Genomic DNA, 20,818 nt, shown 5'->3' on the forward strand with positions numbered 1-20,818 from the left:
ATGCAAACGCTGGGTTTTTTACTGTCTCAACGCCCCAACCTGCGAGGTTTCAGCCTCGTTGAGTTGCTGGCGTGCCTAGCCATCATGGCCATCACCGCCGCATTGGCCGTGCCCAACTGGCAGCGCTTTCAAGAACGCAACCGTGTCGAGGCCATGCGCGACCAGCTGGTGAACGATTTACAAAGCGCACGCCTTCGCGCCATGCAGCGCGGAGAAACCTTGCAACTCGCACGTTTGCGCGATTGCACATGGGGAGCCTCCACCAACAACGATTGGAGTTGCGGCTGGGAACTGCGCGTGAAATCAAGCCAAGCTGTGCTGCAAACGTCGCAAAGCCCAACCCCACTGCAAGTGACATTTAGCAAGTCAGAGCCGCTCGACATCAGCCCGCGTGGCGACCTTGGCACTGTGGGAGATCGTTGGGTCATCAAGTCACGACAAATCGCCTTCAACATAGCCAACACTTTGTGTTTGAGCAGCGCCAGCCGTTTGCGCTGGCAATCGGGTGAGTCATGCAGCTGAAGCGCATGCAAGGGTTTGCCTTGATGGAAGCAATGGCCGCACTGCTGGTCTTGGTGCTTGGCATCTTGGGCTTGTTGTGGATGCACCAACAAGCCTTGGTCTTGCAACGACAGCAACTCATGCGCTCGGTCGCCATGGGCATCGCCGACGATTTGGCCGAGCGCATGCAGCTCAACGCACCACAGCATGCGATGTACGCCAAAACATGGGGCGCGCTCAGCAACCCTACCGGCCCTGACTGCGCATCCACCGCGTGCAGCCGTCCCGAGCTCGCGCAGTGGGACATGCAGCAACTCCAAGCCAGCTTAGACAGCCAACTGCCAGAAGGCGATGCAACGGTCTTTGCCTTAACGGGTCTGAGCAACTGGTGGGGCATCGCCATTGCTTGGCGTGACGCAACAGAGACCTATCGCACCGATGCCGCGGCAGGCACCCCACCCTGCCCCGCACAAATGAGCTGTTTGCGTCTTTTCATAAGGCCCACACGATGAACGCCCCCGCGCAGCAGGGCCACACCTTGCCTGAACTGTTGATTGGCGTCGCATTGGGACTCGGGGTCATCGCCGCAGCCATTGCGGCATACGGGGCCAGCAAACAAACCTGGGCATCCATGGCCGCGGCCGATGCCGTTCACGCCAATGCACGCGTGGCCTTGCGCAACATGCGCGAGCAAGCCCACATGGCGGGTGCGGCATATCTGAAGCTGAGCAGCAACGATGGGCCAATCACCATCGACGTGTCGACAAGCGAACAACCCGGAGAGCCCGCGCTAGGCGGCATCAACGGCAGCACATCGGTGGAGAGCATCTCCTTGGGGCATTGGCATGCGGTTGATGCCATCGACTGCCAGGGCAACACAGGCAGCACACACAGCACCGTGCGCAACGACTACAAGCTCAACACCAACAAAGAGCTGAGCTGCAAAGACCTGAACCTCAACAACAGCACCTACCAAGCACTCGCTGAAGGCATCGAAGATTTTCAACTGCGCTACGCCGAAGCAAACCCAATCACGCAGACCCTTCAGTGGAAAACCGCCAACCAAATGACCGCCATGTCGCAGGTGCTGGCAATAGAGGTGTGTCTGCGCGTCGCCAGCATCCACCCTGTCAACCAAACAAAGCCCAACCCCCGCCACACAGGCTGCCAAGGCGAAGCACTGGCAGCCGATGGTCGCGCACGACGCGTATTCCGCCGAGTCATGGCTCTGCGCAACCGCGAAGGTGTCATGCCGTGAAGCGCCAAACACATGGCAACGGCTTTGCCTTGCCCACCTTGATGGCGATGCTCGCACTCGCCAGCATCGCCACGCTGCTGGCCTTGCGTAACCTGTGGGTGAACGAGCAGTTGCTCAACGCCGAGTCAGACCAACTGCGCACCCAACACAAAGCCCAAGCCGTGTTGGCCACGGCCTTGGCTGACATCGTTGGCACCACAAATGCAACAAATGGCAGTGGTGAAGTGGCGCTCAACTTGCGCCACACCATGGGCAACACCACGCAAACACATGCCTTCTTTCCTGCCTCGATGTCTGAGTACGACACGCTGCGCCAGCGCCTAGGCCTCAGCCCATGCAGCGCGGGGATTTGCGCCCCCAATACGTTAGAGGTCAACGCCACCAAAGCAAGCTATTGGAAAACACAAACGGCCACAGCCGTGACCGTCAGCGCCAATGACACACCCGACGGCGAGAACACGGCTTGGTATTGGGTCGAAATTTTTCCGCAAGCCAACGCCAGCACCTTCGTCTATCGCATCACCGTACTCGCCAACGGCGTGACGTCCAGCAGTGCCGTGTTGCAAGCCATTTGGACGCGCGACACCTCCACCACAGGCCAGTGGCGCAGCTGGCACCTGCTGCACGACTGAACACACCATGACACACGCGCACCTGTCAAAGGGCTTCACCCTCATTGAGCTGCTCATCACGCTCGCCTGCATCGCCGCACTCACCAGCCTCGCATGGCCCAGTTACCAAAGTTTGATTTTGCGCAGCCAACGCGCCCAAGCGCGCGCATCGTTGTTGCAAGCTGCGCATTGGCTTGAACGCGCGGCCAGCGCGAATGGAAACTACCCCCCAGCCGCCGAAGTTCCCTCCAGCGTGCTGCACATTGAAGGCCAACGCTACACAATGCGCCTCAGCAGCACAGCACAAAGCTACACGCTCAGTGCCACGCCTTTGGGTGCGCAAACAACAGACCCCTGCGGCACTTTGACAGTCAACCACCTCGGCGTGCGCAGCGTGCAAGGTGTCAGCCAAACTGCGGCGCAGTGCTGGAGTCGATAGGCCTTCGCCATGGCCACATGAACTGCAGGTCTCGCCATTCATAATTGCGCCATGAGTTTTTCTGAGCACGACACCCCCCACATGACGAGCGCCTTGGCCCTGGCGCGCGAGGCTTTGTTCTTGACCTCGCCCAACCCCCGCGTGGGCTGCGTGATCGTAGGCGCGGACGGTTCAGTGCTGGGCAGCGGCCACACGCAACGTGCAGGCGAAGCCCACGCCGAAGTGATGGCCTTGCGCGATGCACAAGCCAAAAACAACGATGTCAAAGGCGCCACAGCGTATGTGACGCTAGAACCCTGCAGCCACCAAGGCCGCACCGGCCCCTGCTGCGACGCACTCATCCACGCTGGCTTGGGCCGTGTGGTGGTAGCCGAAGGTGACCCCAACCCACAAGTGGCAGGCCAAGGCGTGGCACGTTTGCGTGCCGCAGGCGTGCAAGTGGACGTGGGTTTACTAGCCAACGAAGCACACGAACTCAACATCGGTTTTTTCAAACGTATGACGCACGGCACGCCCTGGGTGCGCATGAAAGTGGCCGCCTCGCTCGACGGCCAAACCGCGCTGGAGAACGGCGTGAGCCAGTGGATCACCTCTGCCCCCGCGCGTGACGACGGGCACGCCTGGCGTGCCCGTGCTTGCGCGGTGCTCACCGGCATCGGCACCGTGCTTGAAGACGACCCGCAACTGGATGTGCGCGCCGTGCCCACCCCGCGTCAGCCCACCTTGGTGGTGATGGACAGCCAACTCGAAACCCCGCTCACGGCCAAGCTCTTTACCCCGCAACGTCCTGTGTGGATTTACTGTGCGGTCGACAACGCCGAGCGCCGCCAAGCCCTTGAAGCCAAAGGCGCCCAAGTGGTGTGCCTGCCCAATGCGTCTGGCAAGGTGGACCTTGCGGCCATGCTCCAAGACCTTGGCCAAAAGCAAATCAACGAAGTGCATGTGGAAGCCGGCCACAAACTCAACGGCTCTTTGTTGCGCGAAGGCTTGGTGGACGAGCTGCTCACCTACCTCGCGCCCAAACTGATGGGCCAAGGCCGAGGCATGACAAATTTGGGGCCTTTCACGACTTTGGACGATGCAAAAGCCCTCGCGTTTCACGAAGTGACACAAATCGGCCCTGATTTAAGGATATTGGCGCGCCTGAGCCGGTAAGCGGGGTGTAAACCTGCGAAAATATCGCCCATGTTCACCGGAATCATCACCGGCGTGGGGCGCATCACCGCTGTCCACGACCTGGGTAGCTCTTTAAACCACGGCAAGCGTCTCACCATTGAAGCGCCTGCTGGGTATCTCGACGACGTCACACTGGGGGACAGCATCGCGCTCAACGGCGCTTGCATGACGGTCACCAGCTTCGACCTCGACACACACACCTTCACCATCGACATCTCTGTGGAATCACTGGCTCGCACCAGTGGTCTGAGCGAGCTTGGCCGCGTCAACCTTGAAAAAGCGTTGCGTGCCCATGACCGCTTAGGTGGCCACATTGTGTCGGGCCATGTGGATGGCACAGGGCACGTGAGCCACTTTGCGCAAATCGGCGAAAGCTGGGAGCTGCGCATCATGGCCCCCACCGACCTCGCCAAATATTTGGCTTTCAAGGGCTCCATCACCATCAACGGGGTGAGCCTGACCGTGAACCGTGTGCAAGACTTCTTCAACGCGGACGGCCCACTGGGCTTACGCGGCTCGGAAGTCAGCATCAACCTCATTCCTCACACTGTTGAAAACACCGCTTTGGGTTCGCTCAAAACAGGTAGCACAGTGAACCTCGAAATTGACACCGTTGCCCGCTACGTTGAACGCATGTTGCGTGTTGACGCCTCGCTGGGTGACGCTGCCGCATTGAAAGCCCAACCATGAGCGCAACCCAAGGCTTAACGCCCGTCGCTATTTCCCCTGTTGAAGACATCGTGGCCGACATGAAGGCCGGTCGCATCGTGATCTTGGTCGACGAAGAAGACCGCGAGAACGAAGGCGATTTGGTGCTGGCGTCTGACCACGTCACCCCCGAAGCCATCAACTTCATGGCCCGCTTCGGCCGTGGTTTGATTTGCCTCACGCTCACGCGTGAGCGTTGCGAATATTTGAAGCTGCCGCCCATGGCTGCACGCAATGGCACGGTGTACAGCACCGCGTTCACCGTGTCCATCGAAGCCGCTGAGGGCGTGACCACCGGCATCTCTGCCGCTGACCGCTCACGCACCATCGAAGTGGCTGTGGCCAAAGCCACAAAACCCACCGACTTGGTACAACCCGGCCACGTGTTCCCCCTGCAAGCGGTGGACGGCGGCGTGCTGATGCGCGCGGGCCACACCGAAGCCGGTTGCGACTTGGCCGCGATGGCTGGCTGCTCGCCCTCTTCCGTGATTTGCGAAATCATGAAAGACGACGGCACCATGGCCCGTTTGCCTGATTTGCAAATCTTCGCTGCTGAACACGGCTTGAAGATTGGCACCATCGCTGACCTCATTGCCTACCGCAGCCGCAACGAATCGCTGGTGCATAAAGTCAGCTCGCGCACCATGCACACCGCACACGGCGAGTTCACCGCCAACGCCTACAAAGACATGACCAGCGGCGATGTGCACATGGCCCTGGTCAAAGGCACGTGGGGCGCAGACGCCGAAGTGTTGGCCCGCGTGCATGAGCCACTCTCGGTGCTCGACGCACTCGAACCCAACCGCGTCATGCACTCATGGGGGTTAGATGCGGCCTTGGCGCGTATCGCTTCCCAAGGCACAGGGGTGGTCGTGTTGCTCAACTGCGGCGAAAGTGGCCAACAGTTGCTCAATCAATTTGACGGCACCGCCCGCTCCGCCCACGGCCCCGAACGCGGCCGCATGGACCTGCGCAGCTACGGCGTGGGCGCGCAAATCTTGCGTGACTGCGGCGTGCACAAAATGCGTCTCATGGGCAACCCACGCCGCATGCCCAGCATGACCGGCTACGGACTTGAAATCACGGGCTACCTCTCCAAAGAGTAAAACCATCAAAGAATAAAACCAACGAAGAATAAAAACCATGTTTGTCTCTAACCTCGCCTCCACCACCACGCTCGACGGCAGCGCTTTGAAAATTGGCATCGTCCAAGCGCGCTTCAACGACGACATCACCAACGCACTGGCTGCTGCTTGCATCGCTGAACTCAAAGCCATGGGCGTGAGCGATGACCGCATCACCCACGTGCATGTGCCAGGCGCGCTCGAAGTGCCCTTGGCCTTGGCTGCGCTCGCGCAAATTGAAGACCCAGAACCCTTCAGCGCCCTCATCGCGCTGGGCTGCATCATCCGTGGTGAGACGTACCACTTCGAGCTGGTGGCCAACGAATCTGGCGCAGGTGTGACCCGCGTGGGCATGGACTACCACGTGCCGATTGCCAACGCCATCCTCACCACCGAAGACATAGCTCAAGCTGTGGCCCGTCAAACCGACAAAGGCCGTGACGCCGCTCGCGTGGCCGTCGAGATGGCTTTGTTGTTGGAGAGCTTGGCATGAGCGAACACCTGAATACAGAAGACAAAGCCCCACGCAAAACCGCAAAAAAAACGGACAGCAATGGCACCACCAAAAGCGCCGCCAAATCTGGCCGCAGCCGCTCGCGTGAGTTTGCATTGCAAGGCCTCTACCAATTCTTAGTCGGCAACAACGAAGCCGCTGACATTGACATGTTCACCCGCGACCTGAGCGGTTTTCACAAATCTGACTCGGTACATTACGACGCCCTGCTGTACGGCTGCATCGAACAACGCGAAATTTTGGACTCACTCATTGAGCCCTTGCTCGACCGCAAACTCGACGAAATCTCCCCCATCGAACACGCGGTGATGTGGATGGGCGCGTATGAGTTTCAACACTGCATCGACGTGCCATGGCGCGTGGTGCTGAACGAATACATCGAACTCGCCAAGTCTTTCGGCGGCACCGATGGCCACAAGTACGTCAACGGCGTGCTCAACGGCTTGGCGCCCAAACTGCGCGCACTCGAAGTCGAGTCTGACCGCGCCAAAGGCAAGCTGCGCGACTGATGATGAAGATTGCCCAGCGCGCACAACGCATTGAGCCTTTCTATGTGATGGAGGTGGCCAAGGCCGCCGCCGAGCGTGCCGCGTTGGTGGCGCACACCGATGCGCCCATGATTTTTCTGAACATCGGTGAACCCGATTTCACCGCGCCTCCTTTGGTGCAAGAAGCCGCAGCACGTGCAGTACACGACGGCGTGACGCAGTACACACCCGCGCTCGGTATTCCTGAATTGCGCGAGCGCATCAGCGCTTGGTACAGCACCCGTTTTGGTGTGAATGTGCCTGCGCGTCGCATCGTCATCACCGCTGGTGCATCGGCAGCCTTGCAGCTGGCTTGCTTGGCGTTGATTGAAGCCGGTGACGAAGTGTTGATGCCCGACCCGAGCTACCCCTGCAACCGCCACTTTGTGAGCGCCGCAGAAGGCCGTGCGGTGTTGGTCCCCACCACAGCGGCTGAACGCTTTCAACTCAGTGCAGAACAAGTGCGGGCAAACTGGACTGCACAGACACGTGGTGTGTTGCTGGCTTCACCGTCCAACCCCACAGGCACCTCCATTCATCCTGATGAATTGCGCGCCATTCACAACGAGGTGTCGCAACGTGGCGGCACCACCTTGATTGACGAAATTTATTTGGGTCTGAGTTACGACGACCAATTTGGACAATCGGCGTTGGGTATTGATGACCAAATCATCAGCATCAACAGCTTCAGCAAGTACTTCAACATGACGGGCTGGCGTTTGGGCTGGTTGGTGGTGCCTGATGCGCTCGTGCCCGTGGTGGAGCGCTTGGCGCAAAACCTGTTCATCTGCGCCAGCACGGTGGCGCAACACGCCGCACTTGCTTGCTTTGAGGCTGAGAGCATGGCCGAGTACGAACGACGTCGCGCCGAATTCAAAGCACGTCGTGACTACTTTGTGCCCGCGCTCAATGCACTGGGCCTGAACGTGCCCGTCATGCCCGATGGCGCGTTTTACGCATGGGCCGATTGCACACAAGCCGCCAACAAACTGGGCGTCCAAGGCAGCTGGGACTTTGCGTTTGAAGTGATGAATAAAGCCAACCTCGCCATCACCCCTGGTCGCGACTTTGGCCATGCCGACACGTCTCGCTTTGTACGCTTCTCCACCGCCCGCTCGTTGCCTGAGTTGCAAGCTGCGATTGGGCGTTTACAAAAAATTCTGGGCTAAACCATGAGCATCGTTTTTGAACATCCCATTCGGGTGTATTGGGAAGACACAGATGCCGGTGGCATCGTGTTTTATGCCAACTACCTCAAATTCTTCGAGCGCGCACGCACCGAGTGGCTGCGCGCGCTTGGCATTGGTCAACACGCGCTGCGCGAAGAAACCGGTGGCATGTTTGTGGTGAGTGAAACCACCGTCAAATACCACCGCCCCGCCAAGCTGGATGACCAGCTGCGCGTCACCGCCACATTGGCTGAAGGTGGCCGCGCGAGCCTCGTCATTGCCCAACAAGCATGGCTGGGCGAAACTTTACTTTGCGAAGGCACCATCCGTATCGGTTGGGTCGATGCTGCCGCCATGAAGCCTGCGAGAATCCCCTCTTCTGTATTGGAACGCCTGACATGACACAAGACTTTTCCATCGTTCATTTATTGCTCAACGCCAGTTGGGTTGTACAAGTTGTGGTGCTGATGCTGATGGGCGTCTCCATCGTGAGTTGGGCCGCCATCTTTCGCAAGATCGGCTCGATCAAACGCATCAAAGAACTCAACGACGAGTTCGAGCGCGACTTTTGGTCGGGCACCAGCTTGAACGAACTGTTTGCTGCGGCTGCTCAAAACGCCAAAACATCTGGCCCCATGGAACGCATCTTCGCCAGCGGCATGCGCGAGTACCAAAAACTGCGCGAGCGTCGCATCAACGACAGCAGCGCTTTAATGGACGGCGCACGCCGCGCCATGCGCGCCAGCTACCAACGTGAGATGGATGCCATTGAATCCAACTTGTCGATGCTGGCCTCCGTGGGCTCGGTGTCTCCTTATGTCGGCCTGTTCGGCACGGTGTGGGGCATCATGCACGCCTTCACAGGCTTGGCCGGTATGCAGCAAGTGACCTTGGCCAAAGTGGCCCCCGGTATTGCCGAAGCGCTGGTGGCCACCGCCATTGGTTTGTTTGCCGCGATTCCTGCGGTGTTGGCCTACAACCGCTTCTCACGCGACATTGACCGCGTGTCCATCAAGTTGGAAACCTTCATCGAAGAGTTCAGCAACATCTTGCAGCGCAACAGCGCCAGCACGATGACCCACTAAACCGAAAGACGCAGCATGGCTTCTATCGCCCCTCGCTCAGGACGCGGCCGCCGCGCCATGAACGACATCAACATGGTGCCGTTCATTGACGTGATGTTGGTCTTGCTCATCATCTTTATGGTGACCGCACCGCTCATCTCGCCCAGCGTGATTGATTTGCCCAGCGTGGGCAAAGCCGCCACCGTGCCTGACCAAGTGATTCACGTGGAAATCAGCAAAGAAGAACGCATCACCGTCAAAAGCACGGGCACAGTGAACAAGTCGGTCAGCTCTACCCTCAAAGGCTTGGCCCGCGATGTGCAAGAGCTGCAAGGCGAAAGCTCGCAAGGCCCCGTGGTCATCACCGCCGACCGCACCATCAAATACGAAACCGTGGTCAAAGCCATGGACACGCTGCAACGCGCAGGCGTGCAGCGCGTGGGCCTGTCGGTTCAGTTGGTGGATTGATTTTTGAGCCATGAGCGCACTGCCCAAGCATCTTGAATTCGCACCGCCTCCCCCGGAGGGCACGGGCCGCTCAGTGGGCGCAGCCTTGGTCGTTCATGCCTTGCTGATCGTCGCACTCACGGCAGGCATTCAGTGGAAACAAGACAACAGTTTGTCGGTGGAAGCCGAGTTGTGGTCCGCCGTGCCCATGGCCGCTGCGCCTAAGCTGGTGGAGGTTGACGCACCGCCCCCGCCGCCTGCGCCCAAACCTGAACCCGCGCCAAAACCTGTGGTGAAAGCCCCTGAGCCACCGGCTCCCAACCGTGATGCTGAAATTGCGTTGGCGAAGAAACGCAAAGTCGAAGAAGAGAAAAAACTTCAAGATGCCGTGCGTGCCGAAGAGCGTCGCAAGGAAGAGCTGAAGAAAGAGGCTGAGAAAAAGGCCAAGGCCAAACTGGAAGAAGACAAACGCAAGCTAGAAGCGAAGAAAGAAGACGAGCGCAAGGACAAAGAGCGTAAAGAGAAGGAAAAAGAAAAAGAGCGCGCCGAGAAAGAACGCAAAGAAAAAGAAGCGAAGAAGCAAGCTGAACAAAAAGACAGCAAGGCGTCGGCTGAAGAAGCCAAAAAGCTAGAAGCCATCCGCAAAGAAAACATGAAGCGCATCGCAGGTCTGGCGGGCGCCAGCGGTAGCGAAAACGCCACGGGCACAGCCATGAAGTCCTCAGGCCCGTCTGACAGCTACGGCGGTCGCATCCGCGCACGCGTCAAACCCAACATCACGTTTGACCCCAGCTCGGTGTCAGGCAATCCTGCCGCCGAAGTGGAAGTGCGCTGCGCCCCCGACGGCACCATCGTGAGCCGCAAACTCACCAAGTCCAGCGGCAATGCAGCTTGGGACAGCGCGGTGCTCAAAGCCATCGACAAAACCGAAATCTTGCCGCGCGACACCGATGGCCGCGTGCACTCACCGCTGCTGCTGGTGTTCAAGCCCAACGACTAAAGCGGCACAGGAAAAATTCGGTTGCTAGAGCGTTCCCTCACTGTCGATGTGTTGAAAGTTGTGGCCGCACAGCTCATTGTGTGGCACCACTTCTCAGCCTACGGCCCGATGGCCGACACCATGACCTTGGTTTGGCCCGCGCTGATGGAATGGCTCTACCGCTATGCGCGCTTAGCTGTGCAAGTGTTCTTGGTGGTCGGCGGCTATTTGGCTGCTCAATCGGTGATGCACAAATCTATTCAGCATCCGATCATCAGCATCGCCAAGCGCTATCTGCGCTTGGTGCCCTTTTATGTGTTTGCCTTGGTGCTCATCAGCTTGGTTGTGGCGATGTCGCGTGACGCCATTCATGCAAGTTGGCTACCCAGTGAGCCGACTGTGTGGCAGTTCTTGGCACACGGCTTGTTGATGCATGACCTCTTGGGTTTTGAGGCGCTCTCCAGCGGTGCTTGGTATGTGGCCATCGATTTCCAGCTCTACGCGCTGCTGATTGTGTTGTGCCACGCTTTACACACCGAAACCAACAAGCGCTTATCCATCGCCGTGGCTTTGCTGTGCGTGACCTCCATGTGGCAATTCAACCGTGTGGATGAATTGGACATCTGGGCCATTTACTTCTTTGCAGCCTATGGTTTGGGCGTCTTGGCGGCGTGGGCCAAACGCTCGACCTTTGAAGCCCAGGTGTTTTGGGTCACGGCACTGCTGGCCGTGGGTGCCTTGTGGTTTGAATACCGCACGCGTTTGTCCCTGGCGTTGCTCAGCGCCGTGTGGCTGGTCATCAAGCCCAAAGGCATGGTGCACTGGACGCCCATGAAACGCGTGGTGCACCGTTTGTCAAACAGTGCTTACGTGCTGTTTTTGATCCACTTTGGCGCCATCGTGCTGTTCAGCGCGATGTGGAACAACAGCCATTTTTATGACCCCCACATGGCTTTTGCGCTGACGAGTTTTGCTTGGCTGTGTTGCGTGGGCATGGGCTTATTTCTACATGAGAAAGTCGAAGTTCCCATACATCACTGGGTCGCTCACAAAACCAAACCACTCTTTGCGCGCTTGACCCGCTGATCACAGACTCAGTGCTTGGCGTGTTGCCGCATGCATTGCCATGCACATACACAGGCCAACGCAGCCGTGGCAATCGACACGGCATAAACGGACGATAGCCCCAAGGCGTCGCTCAAAGCACCACCGCCTAAGGCACCCAACACCCCTGGCACGCCATAGCCGATTGAGGCATACAAAGCCTGCCCCCTGCCCCGCAAGCGTCCGGGAAAGTGGTGCGACAACAAAGCAATGCACGCCGTGTGTTGCGTGGCAAATGTGAGGGCATGCAAAACCTGTGCAAAGAGCAAGGCCCACAACCACTCTGCGGCCCATGTGGTGAGCGCCATGCGCAGCACCATCGCCGCTGCGCAAATCAACATCCACATCGACAAGCTGAACTTAGGCAGCCAACGGCTTTGCGTGAAGAACCACACGATCTCAGCGGCCACCGATACGGCCCACAACACACCAATCATGGTTTTGCTGTATCCCAGCTCATCGAGGTAGAGCGAGAAGAACACATAGATGCCGATGTGCGACAGCACATGGAAAAACACCGTGGCAAAAAACCACTGCACCTCGCGTTGGCGCAACACGGGCATGACGGAGAGACGCACCTCGCCGTGGTGCACCGCTTCTTTGCGGTTGGGCAGCCACCACACGCTCAGGTTGAGCAACACCAAAGAGCCCACCGACCATGCCGGAAAACTCTGCATGCCCTGCACTTCAAACCATGCGCCCGCCACAAACACCGTGACTAAGAATCCCAACGAGCCCCACAAACGCACGCGGCCATAGCGACGCGAATCAAAGCCTTGGTCGGTGCTGACCAAATGCGCCAAGGCGGCCTCACTCATCGGCATCATGGCGCTGGTGTGAATGAACATCAGCAACAGCACCACGGCAATCCACACCACACTGCCTTCGACCAGCAAACCCGCAGAGCAAATGAGCGCAGCCCCCGCGCAAAAACGCAGCAGCCTCACACGTTCACCGGTGTGGTCGCTCAGCCAACCCCAGCCATACGGCGCCAGCACACGCGTGGCCGCTTGCACCGCGGTGAGCAAACCAATGATGGTGATGGAGAAGCCTAAGTCTTTGAGCCACAGCGGCAAGTACGGGTTGAAAAACCCAATGTGCGCAAAGTAGCTGGCAGACAGCGCCGCAAAAGGAAAGAGCTGAAAACGAGAAAGCGCGTTACTCGAACGCGCTTCTGAAGTGGGGGATGTCAAAGCAAACCTACGTGCAATGTATCAAGCACCAATATGGCCGGGGATGGCCGGCATTGCCACCTGCACATCACCGCATTGGGCGCGGTGCAGCAAGGCATGGTCCATCACCACCAAGGCCAACAAGGCTTCGGCAATCGGTGTGGCGCGAATGCCCACGCACGGATCGTGACGGCCCTTGGTCACCACTTCGGTGGGTTGGCTGTTTTGGTCAATCGATTCACGCGGGCTCAAGATGGAGCTGGTGGGCTTGATGGCAATGCTCACCTCCAGGTCTTGACCGGTGCTGATGCCGCCCAACACACCACCTGAGTTGTTGGTGCGGAAGCCTTCAGGTGTGAGCGAGTCGCCGTGCGTGGTGCCACGCTGCGCCACGCTGGCAAAACCTGCGCCAATCTCCACGCCTTTGACGGCGTTGAGGCCCATCATGGCGTAAGCAATGTTGGCATCTAAGCGGTCGTAAATGGGTTGGCCCAAGCCCACAGGCATGCCCGTGGCCACCACACGAATACGTGCGCCGCACGAGTCGCCCGCTTTGCGCAAGCTATCCATGTAGTCTTCAAAGGCTTGCACATCAGCGCAAGGGGCGTAAAACGGGTTGTGGCCTACGTGGTCCCAACTCTCAAAGGGAATGGGCAACTCGCCGATTTGCGTCATGCAGCCGTGAAACGTGGTGCCGTATTTTTCTTTGAGCCACTTCTTGGCCACCGCACCCGCAGCCACTGTGGGTGCTGTCAAACGCGCCGAAGAACGGCCACCACCGCGTGGGTCGCGAATGCCGAACTTTTGGAAATAGGTGTAGTCCGCGTGCCCCGGGCGGAAGGTTTGCAAAATGTTGCCGTAGTCTTTGCTGCGTTGATCCGTGTTCTGAATCAACAGGGCAATGGGGGTGCCGGTGGTTTTGCCCTCGTACACGCCAGACAAGATTTGCACTTGATCGGGTTCGTTGCGTTGCGTCACATGACGGCTGGTGCCGGGGCGACGACGGTCCAAATCGTGTTGGATGTCTGCCTCGCACAGTGACATGCCCGGAGGGCAGCCATCAATCACGCAGCCAATGGCTGGGCCGTGGGATTCACCAAAGTTGGTGACGCTGAAAAGGGTTCCGAAGGTATTGCCGCTCATGGGGTGAGATTATCCCACCACCACGAGATGCCCCTGCTTACTTGTCGTCTGGGTCTGGCGTGCCGCTTGGCCAGTCTTTGATGTAGGCCTTGAGCATCTTGTTCTCAAAGTTTTGGCTGTCCACCACCGACTTGGCCACGTCGTAAAAGCTGATCACGCCTTGGAGTTGGCGGTTGCCAATGACGGGCATGTAGCGGGCATGGCTTTCGAGCATCATGCGGCGCACGTCGTCAATCGCAGTTTCGGGCGAGCATGTGAGCGGGTGGTCATCCATGGCGCTGCGCACGGTGAAGTCACCCAATGCGCCGCCATTGCGGTGGAGGGCTTGAATTACTTCACGGAAGGTCAACAAACCCACCAAGTCGCCGTGTTCCATGACCAAGAGTGAGCCCATGTCCTTTTCAGCCATGATGCTCACGGCCAAAGCCAGTGGCTCCATGGGGTCGATGGTGAACAAGGTGCCGCCGCCTTGGTCTTTGACTCGCAAGATATCGCTGACTTTCATGGTTTGTCTCCTCCGCTAAGGCATGAAATATAGCCCACAATGACCCAAAGAAATCTGACAAAACACCCGAGGAAACCATGCCCGGCTACAACGATCCCAGTTTTGACACGCTTGCCTTGCACGCAGGCGCAGCACCCGACCCCGCCACAGGCGCACGCGCCGTGCCCATTCACCTCACCACCTCGTTTGTGTTTGAGTCCAGCGACCATGCCGCATCGTTGTTCAACCTAGAACGCGCAGGCCATGTGTACAGCCGCATCAGCAACCCCACCAACGCGGTCCTAGAGCAACGCGTGGCAGCGCTCGAAGGTGGCATCGGCGCCATCAGCACCGCCAGCGGCCAAGCGGCCTTGCATTTGACGATTGCCACGCTCATGGGTGCGGGCTCGCACATCGTGGCCAGCACGGCGTTGTATGGTGGTTCACACAATCTGCTGCACTACACACTCAGCCGCTTTGGCATTGAGACCACCTTTGTCAAACCCAACGACATCGACGCCTGGCGCGCTGCCGTGCGCCCCAACACCAAATTGTTTTTTGGCGAGACGGTAGGCAACCCTGGCTTGGATGTGCTGGACATTCCCACCCTCTCCGCCATCGCCCATGAAGCGGGTGTGCCACTGTTGGTGGACAGCACGCTCACCACGCCCTACTTGGTCAAACCCTTTGAGCTGGGGGCTGATTTGGTGTACCACTCGGCCACCAAGTTTCTCAGCGGCCACGGCACCGTGATTGGCGGTGTGGTGGTGGATGGCGGCAGTTTTGATTGGGAGAAAAGCGGCAAATTCCCAGAGTTGACGCAAAGCTACGAAGGCTTTCACAACATGGTGTTCAGCGAAGAAAGCACGGTAGGTGCATTCTTGCTGCGTGCCCGCCGCGAAGGCCTGCGCGACTTCGGCGCCTGCCTGAGCCCACACAGTGCATGGCTGATTTTGCAAGGCATTGAAACCCTCTCTCTGCGCATGGACCGCCACATGGCCAACACCGAAAAAGTGGTGCAGTTCTTGGCCAGCCATCCGCTGGTCAGCCGCGTGGGCCATCCACTCATCGAGAGCCACCCCAGCCACGCACTGGCTGAAAAGCTGTTGCGTTTTGGCGCACGCGGTGCGGGCTCGGTGTTCAGCTTTGACATTCAAGGCTCGCGCGCGCAAGGCAAGGCGTTCATCGAAGCCCTGCAAATTTTCAGCCACCTCGCCAACGTGGGCGACTGCCGCAGCTTGGTGATTCACCCCGCCAGCACCACCCACTTTCGCATGAGCGACGAGGCCTTGGCAGGCGCAGGGATTGGCCCGGGCACCATTCGCTTGTCCATCGGACTCGAAGATGCCAACGATTTGATTGACGATTTGAAGCGCGCCTTGAAGGCTGCTGAAAAAGCGGGCAACAAGCCCAGCCAGGCGTGAGGACCAAGCCACATGAAATTCGCCCTCCAAAACTCAGCCGGCCAAACCTACGACGCCTACGCCTACACAGGCGGCAAAGCGTTTGATGCAAACAAACCCACTCTGGTGTTCATCCACGGCGTGCTCAACGACCACAGCGTGTGGATTTTGCAAACACGCTACCTCGCGCACCACGGCTTCAATGTCCTGGCCGTCGACTTGCCTGGTCACGGACGCAGCGGTGGCGATGCCCCCGCCAGCGTGGAAGAAGCGGCGCAATTCATCGAAGCGTTGTTGGATGCTGCGGGTGTACAACAAGCAGGCTTGGTAGGCCACAGCTGGGGCTCGTTGATCGCGCTTGAAGCCGCAGCGCGTTTGAAAGAACGCATCACGCACTTGGCGCTGGTCGGCACCGCCTTCCCCATGAAAGTGTCGCCCGCTTTGATTGAGGCTTCGTTGAACGAGCCCATGAAAGCGCTGCAGATGGTGAATGTGTTTTCACGCGCCACGCTGGCGGCACCGCCATCTGCGCTTGGCCCCGGCACATGGGTGTACGGTGCGTCCATGGCGCTGGGCCGACGCGTGTTGGCCAGCAACACACAGGTCAACATCTTTCACCGTGGCTTTGTCGCTTGTGACAGCTACGCCAATGGTTTAGAAGCCATGGCCGACGTGACCTGCCCCGTGTTGTTTGTGTTGGGTGAAAGCGACCAGATGACCCCACCACGCGCCGCCAAGAGTTTGATCGACCAAGGCAAGGCTAAGGGCAAAACATTCAGCGTGGTGAAAGTCCCCATGGGGCATCACCAAATGAGCGAGTCCCCTGAAGAAACCTTGGCTGCCCTGAAAACGTTTTTAGGCTTGACCACTTAACGCGAATTGCGCCGCCTCAAAGCACATCGCACAGACGCAAATCTTGCCATTTCATCCACAGCCCTTGTGATTCTGGGCTGCGCACCAAGAGCAAACGCTCCATCAACGGTGCCAGCGGTGTGCGATGCGGATCCGCCAACATCACGTAGCGGGCTTCTTTGACATGGGTTTGTCTGGCATCGACGGATTCACTCAAACGCGCAATCCAATCCAAATCCACCAAAGTGGCCAACACGTCTTCGATTTGCAAAGGGTCAAGGGCGAGGTCTTCACACAAGGTGGTCATGCTCGCGCCATGGTCGTCGGTTTGACGCGCAAGCTGCAAGCGCTGCAACACTTCCAAGGCCAACTGAAAACGCCAGCCCACGCTGCGGCCGTCGCGCGAAATGCCGCCGAGCAAACTGGGCAAGTTGGCCACGAACACCGCACCAATCAACACGATGGACCAAGCCAAATAAATCCACACCAACAAAATTGGCACCGTCGCAAAGGCGCCGTACACCATCGAATAGGTGGGCATCTGACCAAAGTAATAGGCCAACACTTTGCGGGCAATTTCAGTCGCAGCAGCCACCCACACGCCACCGACCAGCGCATGGCTCCAGCGCACCTGGGTGTAGGGCACAAAGCGGTAAAGCGCACTCACCGCCCAAGCCAAAAGCAAAAACTCCAAGGTACTGAACAACCAACGCAAGTTACCCAGGCCATCAGGCACCACCCCCCGTGATGCAGTGACAAACTGAGACATCATCACCAAGCTCGCACCCATGAGCAGGGGCCCTAAGGTGATCGCCGTCCAATACAGCAACATGCTGTGCACCAACGGACGACGCTTACGCACCCGCCAAATCGCGTTAAGCGTGCGATCAATCGTGAAGACCAAGGCCAAGGCTGACAGCAACAACGCGGTGACACCTGCCGCCCCCAAACGACTGGCTTTGCTAGCAAACATGGTCAGGTAGCCCAGCACTTGGCGTGAAATATTGTCGGGCACCAAACTCTCAACCAGACGTTTTTGCAGCACGGTTTGGAAATCTCCAAACAAAGGAAAGGCCGTCAACACCGCCAGCGCCACTGTCACCATCGGCACCAAAGCAATGGTGGTGGTGAAGGTCAAACTGCCAGCCGTTTGGCCCAATCGGTCTTCACGAAAACGTTGGCGCAAAGTGCGCGCGGTGTTGCGCCAAGGGAATCGGGCGAGGCGTTCAAAAAAGTTATGGACTTGCAGGACAATCATGGGCTGAATCATCCCACTTTCTATGCACAACCCCACCCTCGCCCCCCAAGAAAATTCGCACCGTCATGTGACGCTCACTCGCTTCATGGCCGTGAGCAGTTTGATGGGCCTCATCGTGCTCGGCTTGGCCTGGGAGCTGTGGCTCGCCCCCTTGCGACCCGGTGGCACGCTGCTGGCCCTCAAGGTGCTGCCGCTGTGCTTTCCACTCACGGGTTTGCTGAAAAATCGCATGTACACCTACCGCTGGTTGAGCCTGCTGATTTGGCTGTACTTCACAGAAGGTGTGGTGCGTGCATGGGGGGATGCCGCACCCAGCAACTACTTCGCCCTGGTTGAAGTGTTTTTATGCGTCGTGCTGTTTGTGGCGTGTGCCCTGCATGTACGCCTGCGGTTGAAGCACGCCAAAGAAAATCCACTGATCGAACAGCCCAACACATAAGGCCCACCATGCCCAATGCCGCGTCGCTTGACTTGTTGACCCACCTGCGCCAGCTTCTCGGCGATGCCCATGTGTTGACCGACGGTGACTTGTCGGCCTACGAACAAGACTGGCGCAAGCGCACACGCGGCAAAGCACTGGCCGTGGTTCGCCCCGGCAAGACGCAAGAAGTGGCAGAGGTGGTCAAAGCCTGTGCCAAAGCAGGCGTATCCATCGTGCCGCAAGGCGGCAACACGGGCTTGGTGGTCGGCGGTATCCCAGACGACACCGGCACACAAGTGCTGCTGAGTTTGCAGCGCATGAACGCGGTGCGCGCGGTAGACACCGACAACCTCACCCTCACCGTCGAAGCAGGATGCATTTTGCAAAATCTGCAACAAGCGGCTGAGCAAGCTGGCTTTTTGTTCCCCTTGAGTTTGGGTGCCGAAGGCAGTTGCACGATTGGCGGCAACTTGGCCACCAACGCGGGCGGCACACAAGTCCTGCGCTACGGCAATGCACGCGAGCTGTGCTTGGGACTGGAGGTGGTCACGGCACAAGGCGAGGTCATGCACAGTTTGATCGGCCTGCGCAAGGACAACACAGGCTATGACTTACGCAACCTGATGATTGGCAGCGAAGGCACGCTAGGCATCATCACGGCGGCCACCATGAAGCTCTACCCCATGCCTGCGGTCAGCCTCACCGCGTGGGCTGCGGTGCCCTCGGTAGAGCACGCGATCAAGCTGCTGAGTTTGGCGCACCAACATTTGGGCGCGGGCCTCACTGGGTTTGAAATGATGGGCCAGTTCGCCCTGCGCTTGGTTGACAAGCACTACCCACACCTGCGCGTGCCTTTGTGGCAAGACACGCCCTACTGCGTCTTGCTGGAAAACTCAGATTCTGAATCTGAGGCCCACGCTCGCGAACGGTTTGAGCACTTGCTCGAACTCGCTTTTGAAGACGGCTGTGTGAGCGATGCGGTCGTGGCTGAAAGCTTGAGCCAAGCACGCAACCTGTGGCACATCCGAGAAAGCATCACGCTGGCACAAGCCGAAGAAGGCTTAAACATCAAACACGACATTTCGGTGCCCATCTCGTCGATTCCAAATTTTGTCGAAGCAACTGATGCCTTGCTCATGCGCGAAATTCCAGGCATTCGCTTGGTCAACTTTGGCCACTTGGGCGACGGCAATTTGCACTACAACGTGCAAGCACCTGAGCACTGCGACACCAAGGCATTTCTGCGCGACAACGAAGACCGCGTGAACACATGGGTCTACCAATCGGTGAAGCGCTTTGGCGGCTCCATCTCAGCCGAACACGGCGTGGGCAGTATGAAGGTTGATAGCTTGCCCGACTACAAAGACCCCGTGGCCTTGGGCTTGATGCAACACATCAAGCGCGCACTTGACCCACAGGGCTTACTCAACCCGGGTCGTGTGGTTCGTTGAGGCTTGGCGCTGAGGCGCTGGGATGTCCATGCCAATCAGCATGTCAATCAATTCGGGCAAGGTGCGTGCGGCCATTTTGTCCATCACACGAGCGCGGTGCAGTTTGATCGTGGCAGACGCACCGCCATCAATGATGGAAATTTGCTGGTTGGAATACCCGCGCACCATCCAATGGCAAACCTCCATTTCACGCGGTGTCAGGCGTTTTAAACGCTCAGACACTTGCATGTTTTTGTCAGCATTGACCACCGCTTGCTCAGACATGTGCATGGCGCGCTGAATCACATCCATCATCGCTTGTGCCGTGAACGGTTTGAGCAAAAAGTCTACCGCCCCCTGCTTCATCGCGGCAATGATTTCTTCTGGCCGGCTATCGCCGCTGACAAAAATCACTGGCACATGTTGTGCCAATGTTTTAAGTTGCGTTTGCAAACCCACACCCGTTGTGCCAGGCATGCGCATGTCCAACAAAATCACAGCCGGCGAAGGCACCACTGGGTTCAGTAAAAAGGTATCGGCGCAGTCGTATAAGCGCACTTCGTAACCGACGCGCTCCAGCATCGTGGACAAGCTGCGCCGCACAGACGCATCATCGTCAATCACGATGACATGCCCCAAGAACGGCAAAGTGTCAGTGCTGTTTGACATCGGTGTTACTCATCATTCCGTACAACTTTGCCCCATGCTCAATCGCCATGGTGGCATAGGAAATATTGCCTTTGACATCGGCTCCAGCATGCAGCTCGACACGCCCTGTCGATTCGATGTTGCCTGTAACCACCCCATTCACCACAGCCTGTTGCGCACTGATGTCCCCCTCAACGTGGGCTTGCGAAAGCACGGACAGTTGGGCATTGGGGCTGCCATTCACATCAATGTTGCCCACCACGTGGCCTTTGAGCTGAACCAGCTCTTGCGACACGATATTGCCCACCACCACAGCCGATTGGCCAATGATGGTTCTTTCAGTGGCTGCCCCTGACACAGGCTGCCTAAACTTCATACTTTTAAAC

At 58.3% G+C, this 20,818-nt stretch carries 26 protein-coding genes; 20 read left to right on the forward strand and 6 right to left on the reverse strand.

Annotation, left to right across the window (positions count from 1 at the left end):
• The 16 genes from QMG15_RS08455 to QMG15_RS08530 are packed head-to-tail and all read left to right on the forward strand — an operon-like array spanning position 1 to position 11,603.
• On the forward strand, positions 1-522 hold the full coding sequence (locus tag QMG15_RS08455) for a GspH/FimT family pseudopilin (RefSeq protein ID WP_281788236.1): 522 nt from the start codon (positions 1-3) through the stop codon (positions 520-522).
• Positions 513-1,013 carry a hypothetical protein gene (locus tag QMG15_RS08460; protein ID WP_281788237.1) on the forward strand — a complete coding sequence of 167 codons (501 nt, stop codon included), beginning with the start codon at positions 513-515 and terminating at the stop codon, positions 1,011-1,013. The genes QMG15_RS08455 and QMG15_RS08460 overlap by 10 nt, the downstream gene beginning before the upstream one ends.
• Positions 1,010-1,759, forward strand: coding sequence for a PilW family protein (locus tag QMG15_RS08465; protein WP_281788238.1), 750 nt, complete (start codon positions 1,010-1,012; stop codon positions 1,757-1,759). The genes QMG15_RS08460 and QMG15_RS08465 overlap by 4 nt, the downstream gene beginning before the upstream one ends.
• Positions 1,756-2,391, forward strand: a complete 636-nt coding sequence (locus tag QMG15_RS08470) for a hypothetical protein (RefSeq protein ID WP_281788239.1) — start codon at positions 1,756-1,758, stop codon at positions 2,389-2,391. The genes QMG15_RS08465 and QMG15_RS08470 overlap by 4 nt, the downstream gene beginning before the upstream one ends.
• A gap of 7 nt (positions 2,392-2,398) precedes the next feature.
• On the forward strand, positions 2,399-2,809 hold the full coding sequence (locus QMG15_RS08475) for a type IV pilin protein (RefSeq protein ID WP_281788240.1): 411 nt from the start codon (positions 2,399-2,401) through the stop codon (positions 2,807-2,809).
• A 51-nt stretch (positions 2,810-2,860) separates the two neighbouring features.
• The gene (gene ribD / locus QMG15_RS08480; RefSeq protein ID WP_281788241.1) at positions 2,861-3,964 is read left to right on the forward strand and encodes a bifunctional diaminohydroxyphosphoribosylaminopyrimidine deaminase/5-amino-6-(5-phosphoribosylamino)uracil reductase RibD; all 1,104 of its coding nucleotides are present in this window, start codon (positions 2,861-2,863) and stop codon (positions 3,962-3,964) included.
• 30 nt (positions 3,965-3,994) lie between these two features.
• On the forward strand, positions 3,995-4,675 hold the full coding sequence (locus tag QMG15_RS08485) for a riboflavin synthase (protein ID WP_281788242.1): 681 nt from the start codon (positions 3,995-3,997) through the stop codon (positions 4,673-4,675).
• Positions 4,672-5,799: a bifunctional 3,4-dihydroxy-2-butanone-4-phosphate synthase/GTP cyclohydrolase II gene (gene ribBA / locus QMG15_RS08490; protein WP_281788243.1), complete on the forward strand. Its 1,128-nt coding sequence runs from the start codon at positions 4,672-4,674 to the stop codon at positions 5,797-5,799. Before QMG15_RS08485 ends, ribBA begins: the two co-directional genes overlap by 4 nt.
• Positions 5,800-5,836: 37 nt before the next feature.
• On the forward strand, positions 5,837-6,310 hold the full coding sequence (ribH, locus tag QMG15_RS08495; protein ID WP_281788244.1) for a 6,7-dimethyl-8-ribityllumazine synthase: 474 nt from the start codon (positions 5,837-5,839) through the stop codon (positions 6,308-6,310).
• The gene (nusB, locus tag QMG15_RS08500) at positions 6,307-6,840 is read left to right on the forward strand and encodes a transcription antitermination factor NusB (protein ID WP_281788245.1); all 534 of its coding nucleotides are present in this window, start codon (positions 6,307-6,309) and stop codon (positions 6,838-6,840) included. The genes ribH and nusB overlap by 4 nt, the downstream gene beginning before the upstream one ends.
• 2 nt (positions 6,841-6,842) lie before the next feature.
• Positions 6,843-8,027: a pyridoxal phosphate-dependent aminotransferase gene (locus tag QMG15_RS08505; protein WP_281790106.1), complete on the forward strand. Its 1,185-nt coding sequence runs from the start codon at positions 6,843-6,845 to the stop codon at positions 8,025-8,027.
• Positions 8,028-8,036: 9 nt separating this feature from the next.
• Positions 8,037-8,429, forward strand: coding sequence for a tol-pal system-associated acyl-CoA thioesterase (gene ybgC / locus QMG15_RS08510; RefSeq protein WP_281790107.1), 393 nt, complete (start codon positions 8,037-8,039; stop codon positions 8,427-8,429).
• Positions 8,426-9,112: a protein TolQ gene (tolQ, locus tag QMG15_RS08515; protein ID WP_108359977.1), complete on the forward strand. Its 687-nt coding sequence runs from the start codon at positions 8,426-8,428 to the stop codon at positions 9,110-9,112. The genes ybgC and tolQ overlap by 4 nt, the downstream gene beginning before the upstream one ends.
• Before the next feature lie 15 nt (positions 9,113-9,127).
• Positions 9,128-9,559: a biopolymer transporter ExbD gene (locus QMG15_RS08520; RefSeq protein WP_281788246.1), complete on the forward strand. Its 432-nt coding sequence runs from the start codon at positions 9,128-9,130 to the stop codon at positions 9,557-9,559.
• Positions 9,560-9,569: 10 nt separating this feature from the next.
• Positions 9,570-10,538: a cell envelope integrity protein TolA gene (gene tolA / locus QMG15_RS08525; RefSeq protein WP_281788247.1), complete on the forward strand. Its 969-nt coding sequence runs from the start codon at positions 9,570-9,572 to the stop codon at positions 10,536-10,538.
• Between the two features lie 21 nt (positions 10,539-10,559).
• Complete coding sequence (locus QMG15_RS08530) at positions 10,560-11,603, forward strand: acyltransferase (RefSeq protein WP_281788248.1); 1,044 nt, start codon at positions 10,560-10,562, stop codon at positions 11,601-11,603.
• An 8-nt stretch (positions 11,604-11,611) separates the two neighbouring features.
• Here QMG15_RS08530 and QMG15_RS08535 read toward each other — a convergent pair whose 3' ends face one another.
• Genes QMG15_RS08535 through QMG15_RS08545 form a run of 3 tightly spaced genes read right to left on the reverse strand, consistent with a single transcriptional unit; the run spans position 11,612 to position 14,441 of the window.
• Complete coding sequence (locus QMG15_RS08535) at positions 11,612-12,814, reverse strand: MFS transporter (RefSeq protein WP_281788249.1); 1,203 nt, start codon at positions 12,812-12,814, stop codon at positions 11,612-11,614.
• A gap of 21 nt (positions 12,815-12,835) precedes the next feature.
• A complete protein-coding gene (gene aroC / locus QMG15_RS08540; RefSeq protein ID WP_281788250.1) occupies positions 12,836-13,936 on the reverse strand; it encodes a chorismate synthase in 1,101 nt (366 codons plus the stop codon).
• Positions 13,937-13,973: 37 nt separating this feature from the next.
• The gene (locus tag QMG15_RS08545; RefSeq protein ID WP_108359983.1) at positions 13,974-14,441 is read right to left on the reverse strand and encodes a CBS domain-containing protein; all 468 of its coding nucleotides are present in this window, start codon (positions 14,439-14,441) and stop codon (positions 13,974-13,976) included.
• A 77-nt stretch (positions 14,442-14,518) separates the two neighbouring features.
• Here QMG15_RS08545 and QMG15_RS08550 point away from each other — a divergent pair, with 77 nt between their 5' ends.
• Positions 14,519-15,844, forward strand: coding sequence for an O-acetylhomoserine aminocarboxypropyltransferase (locus QMG15_RS08550; RefSeq protein ID WP_281788251.1), 1,326 nt, complete (start codon positions 14,519-14,521; stop codon positions 15,842-15,844).
• A gap of 12 nt (positions 15,845-15,856) precedes the next feature.
• Positions 15,857-16,696, forward strand: a complete 840-nt coding sequence (locus QMG15_RS08555) for an alpha/beta hydrolase (RefSeq protein ID WP_281788252.1) — start codon at positions 15,857-15,859, stop codon at positions 16,694-16,696.
• 16 nt (positions 16,697-16,712) lie between these two features.
• Here the strand turns inward: QMG15_RS08555 and QMG15_RS08560 are convergent, their stop codons facing one another.
• Positions 16,713-17,933, reverse strand: coding sequence for a YihY family inner membrane protein (locus QMG15_RS08560; protein ID WP_281788253.1), 1,221 nt, complete (start codon positions 17,931-17,933; stop codon positions 16,713-16,715).
• 22 nt (positions 17,934-17,955) lie between these two features.
• Between QMG15_RS08560 and QMG15_RS08565 the strand changes: the two genes are divergently transcribed.
• Both QMG15_RS08565 and QMG15_RS08570 read left to right on the forward strand, forming a co-directional pair.
• On the forward strand, positions 17,956-18,372 hold the full coding sequence (locus tag QMG15_RS08565) for a DUF2069 domain-containing protein (RefSeq protein WP_281788254.1): 417 nt from the start codon (positions 17,956-17,958) through the stop codon (positions 18,370-18,372).
• 8 nt (positions 18,373-18,380) lie between these two features.
• Positions 18,381-19,805, forward strand: coding sequence for an FAD-binding oxidoreductase (locus QMG15_RS08570; RefSeq protein ID WP_281788255.1), 1,425 nt, complete (start codon positions 18,381-18,383; stop codon positions 19,803-19,805).
• Here the strand turns inward: QMG15_RS08570 and QMG15_RS08575 are convergent.
• On the reverse strand, positions 19,776-20,453 hold the full coding sequence (locus QMG15_RS08575) for a response regulator (protein WP_281788256.1): 678 nt from the start codon (positions 20,451-20,453) through the stop codon (positions 19,776-19,778). The two genes, QMG15_RS08570 and QMG15_RS08575, sit on opposite strands and share 30 nt — an antisense overlap.
• A complete protein-coding gene (locus QMG15_RS08580) occupies positions 20,437-20,808 on the reverse strand; it encodes a polymer-forming cytoskeletal protein (protein WP_281788257.1) in 372 nt (123 codons plus the stop codon). Before QMG15_RS08580 ends, QMG15_RS08575 begins: the two co-directional genes overlap by 17 nt.
• Positions 20,809-20,818 lie beyond the last annotated feature (10 nt).

It is taken from the genome of Limnohabitans sp. INBF002 (assembly GCF_027924905.1).
Lineage (GTDB): Bacteria > Pseudomonadota > Gammaproteobacteria > Burkholderiales > Burkholderiaceae_C > Limnohabitans.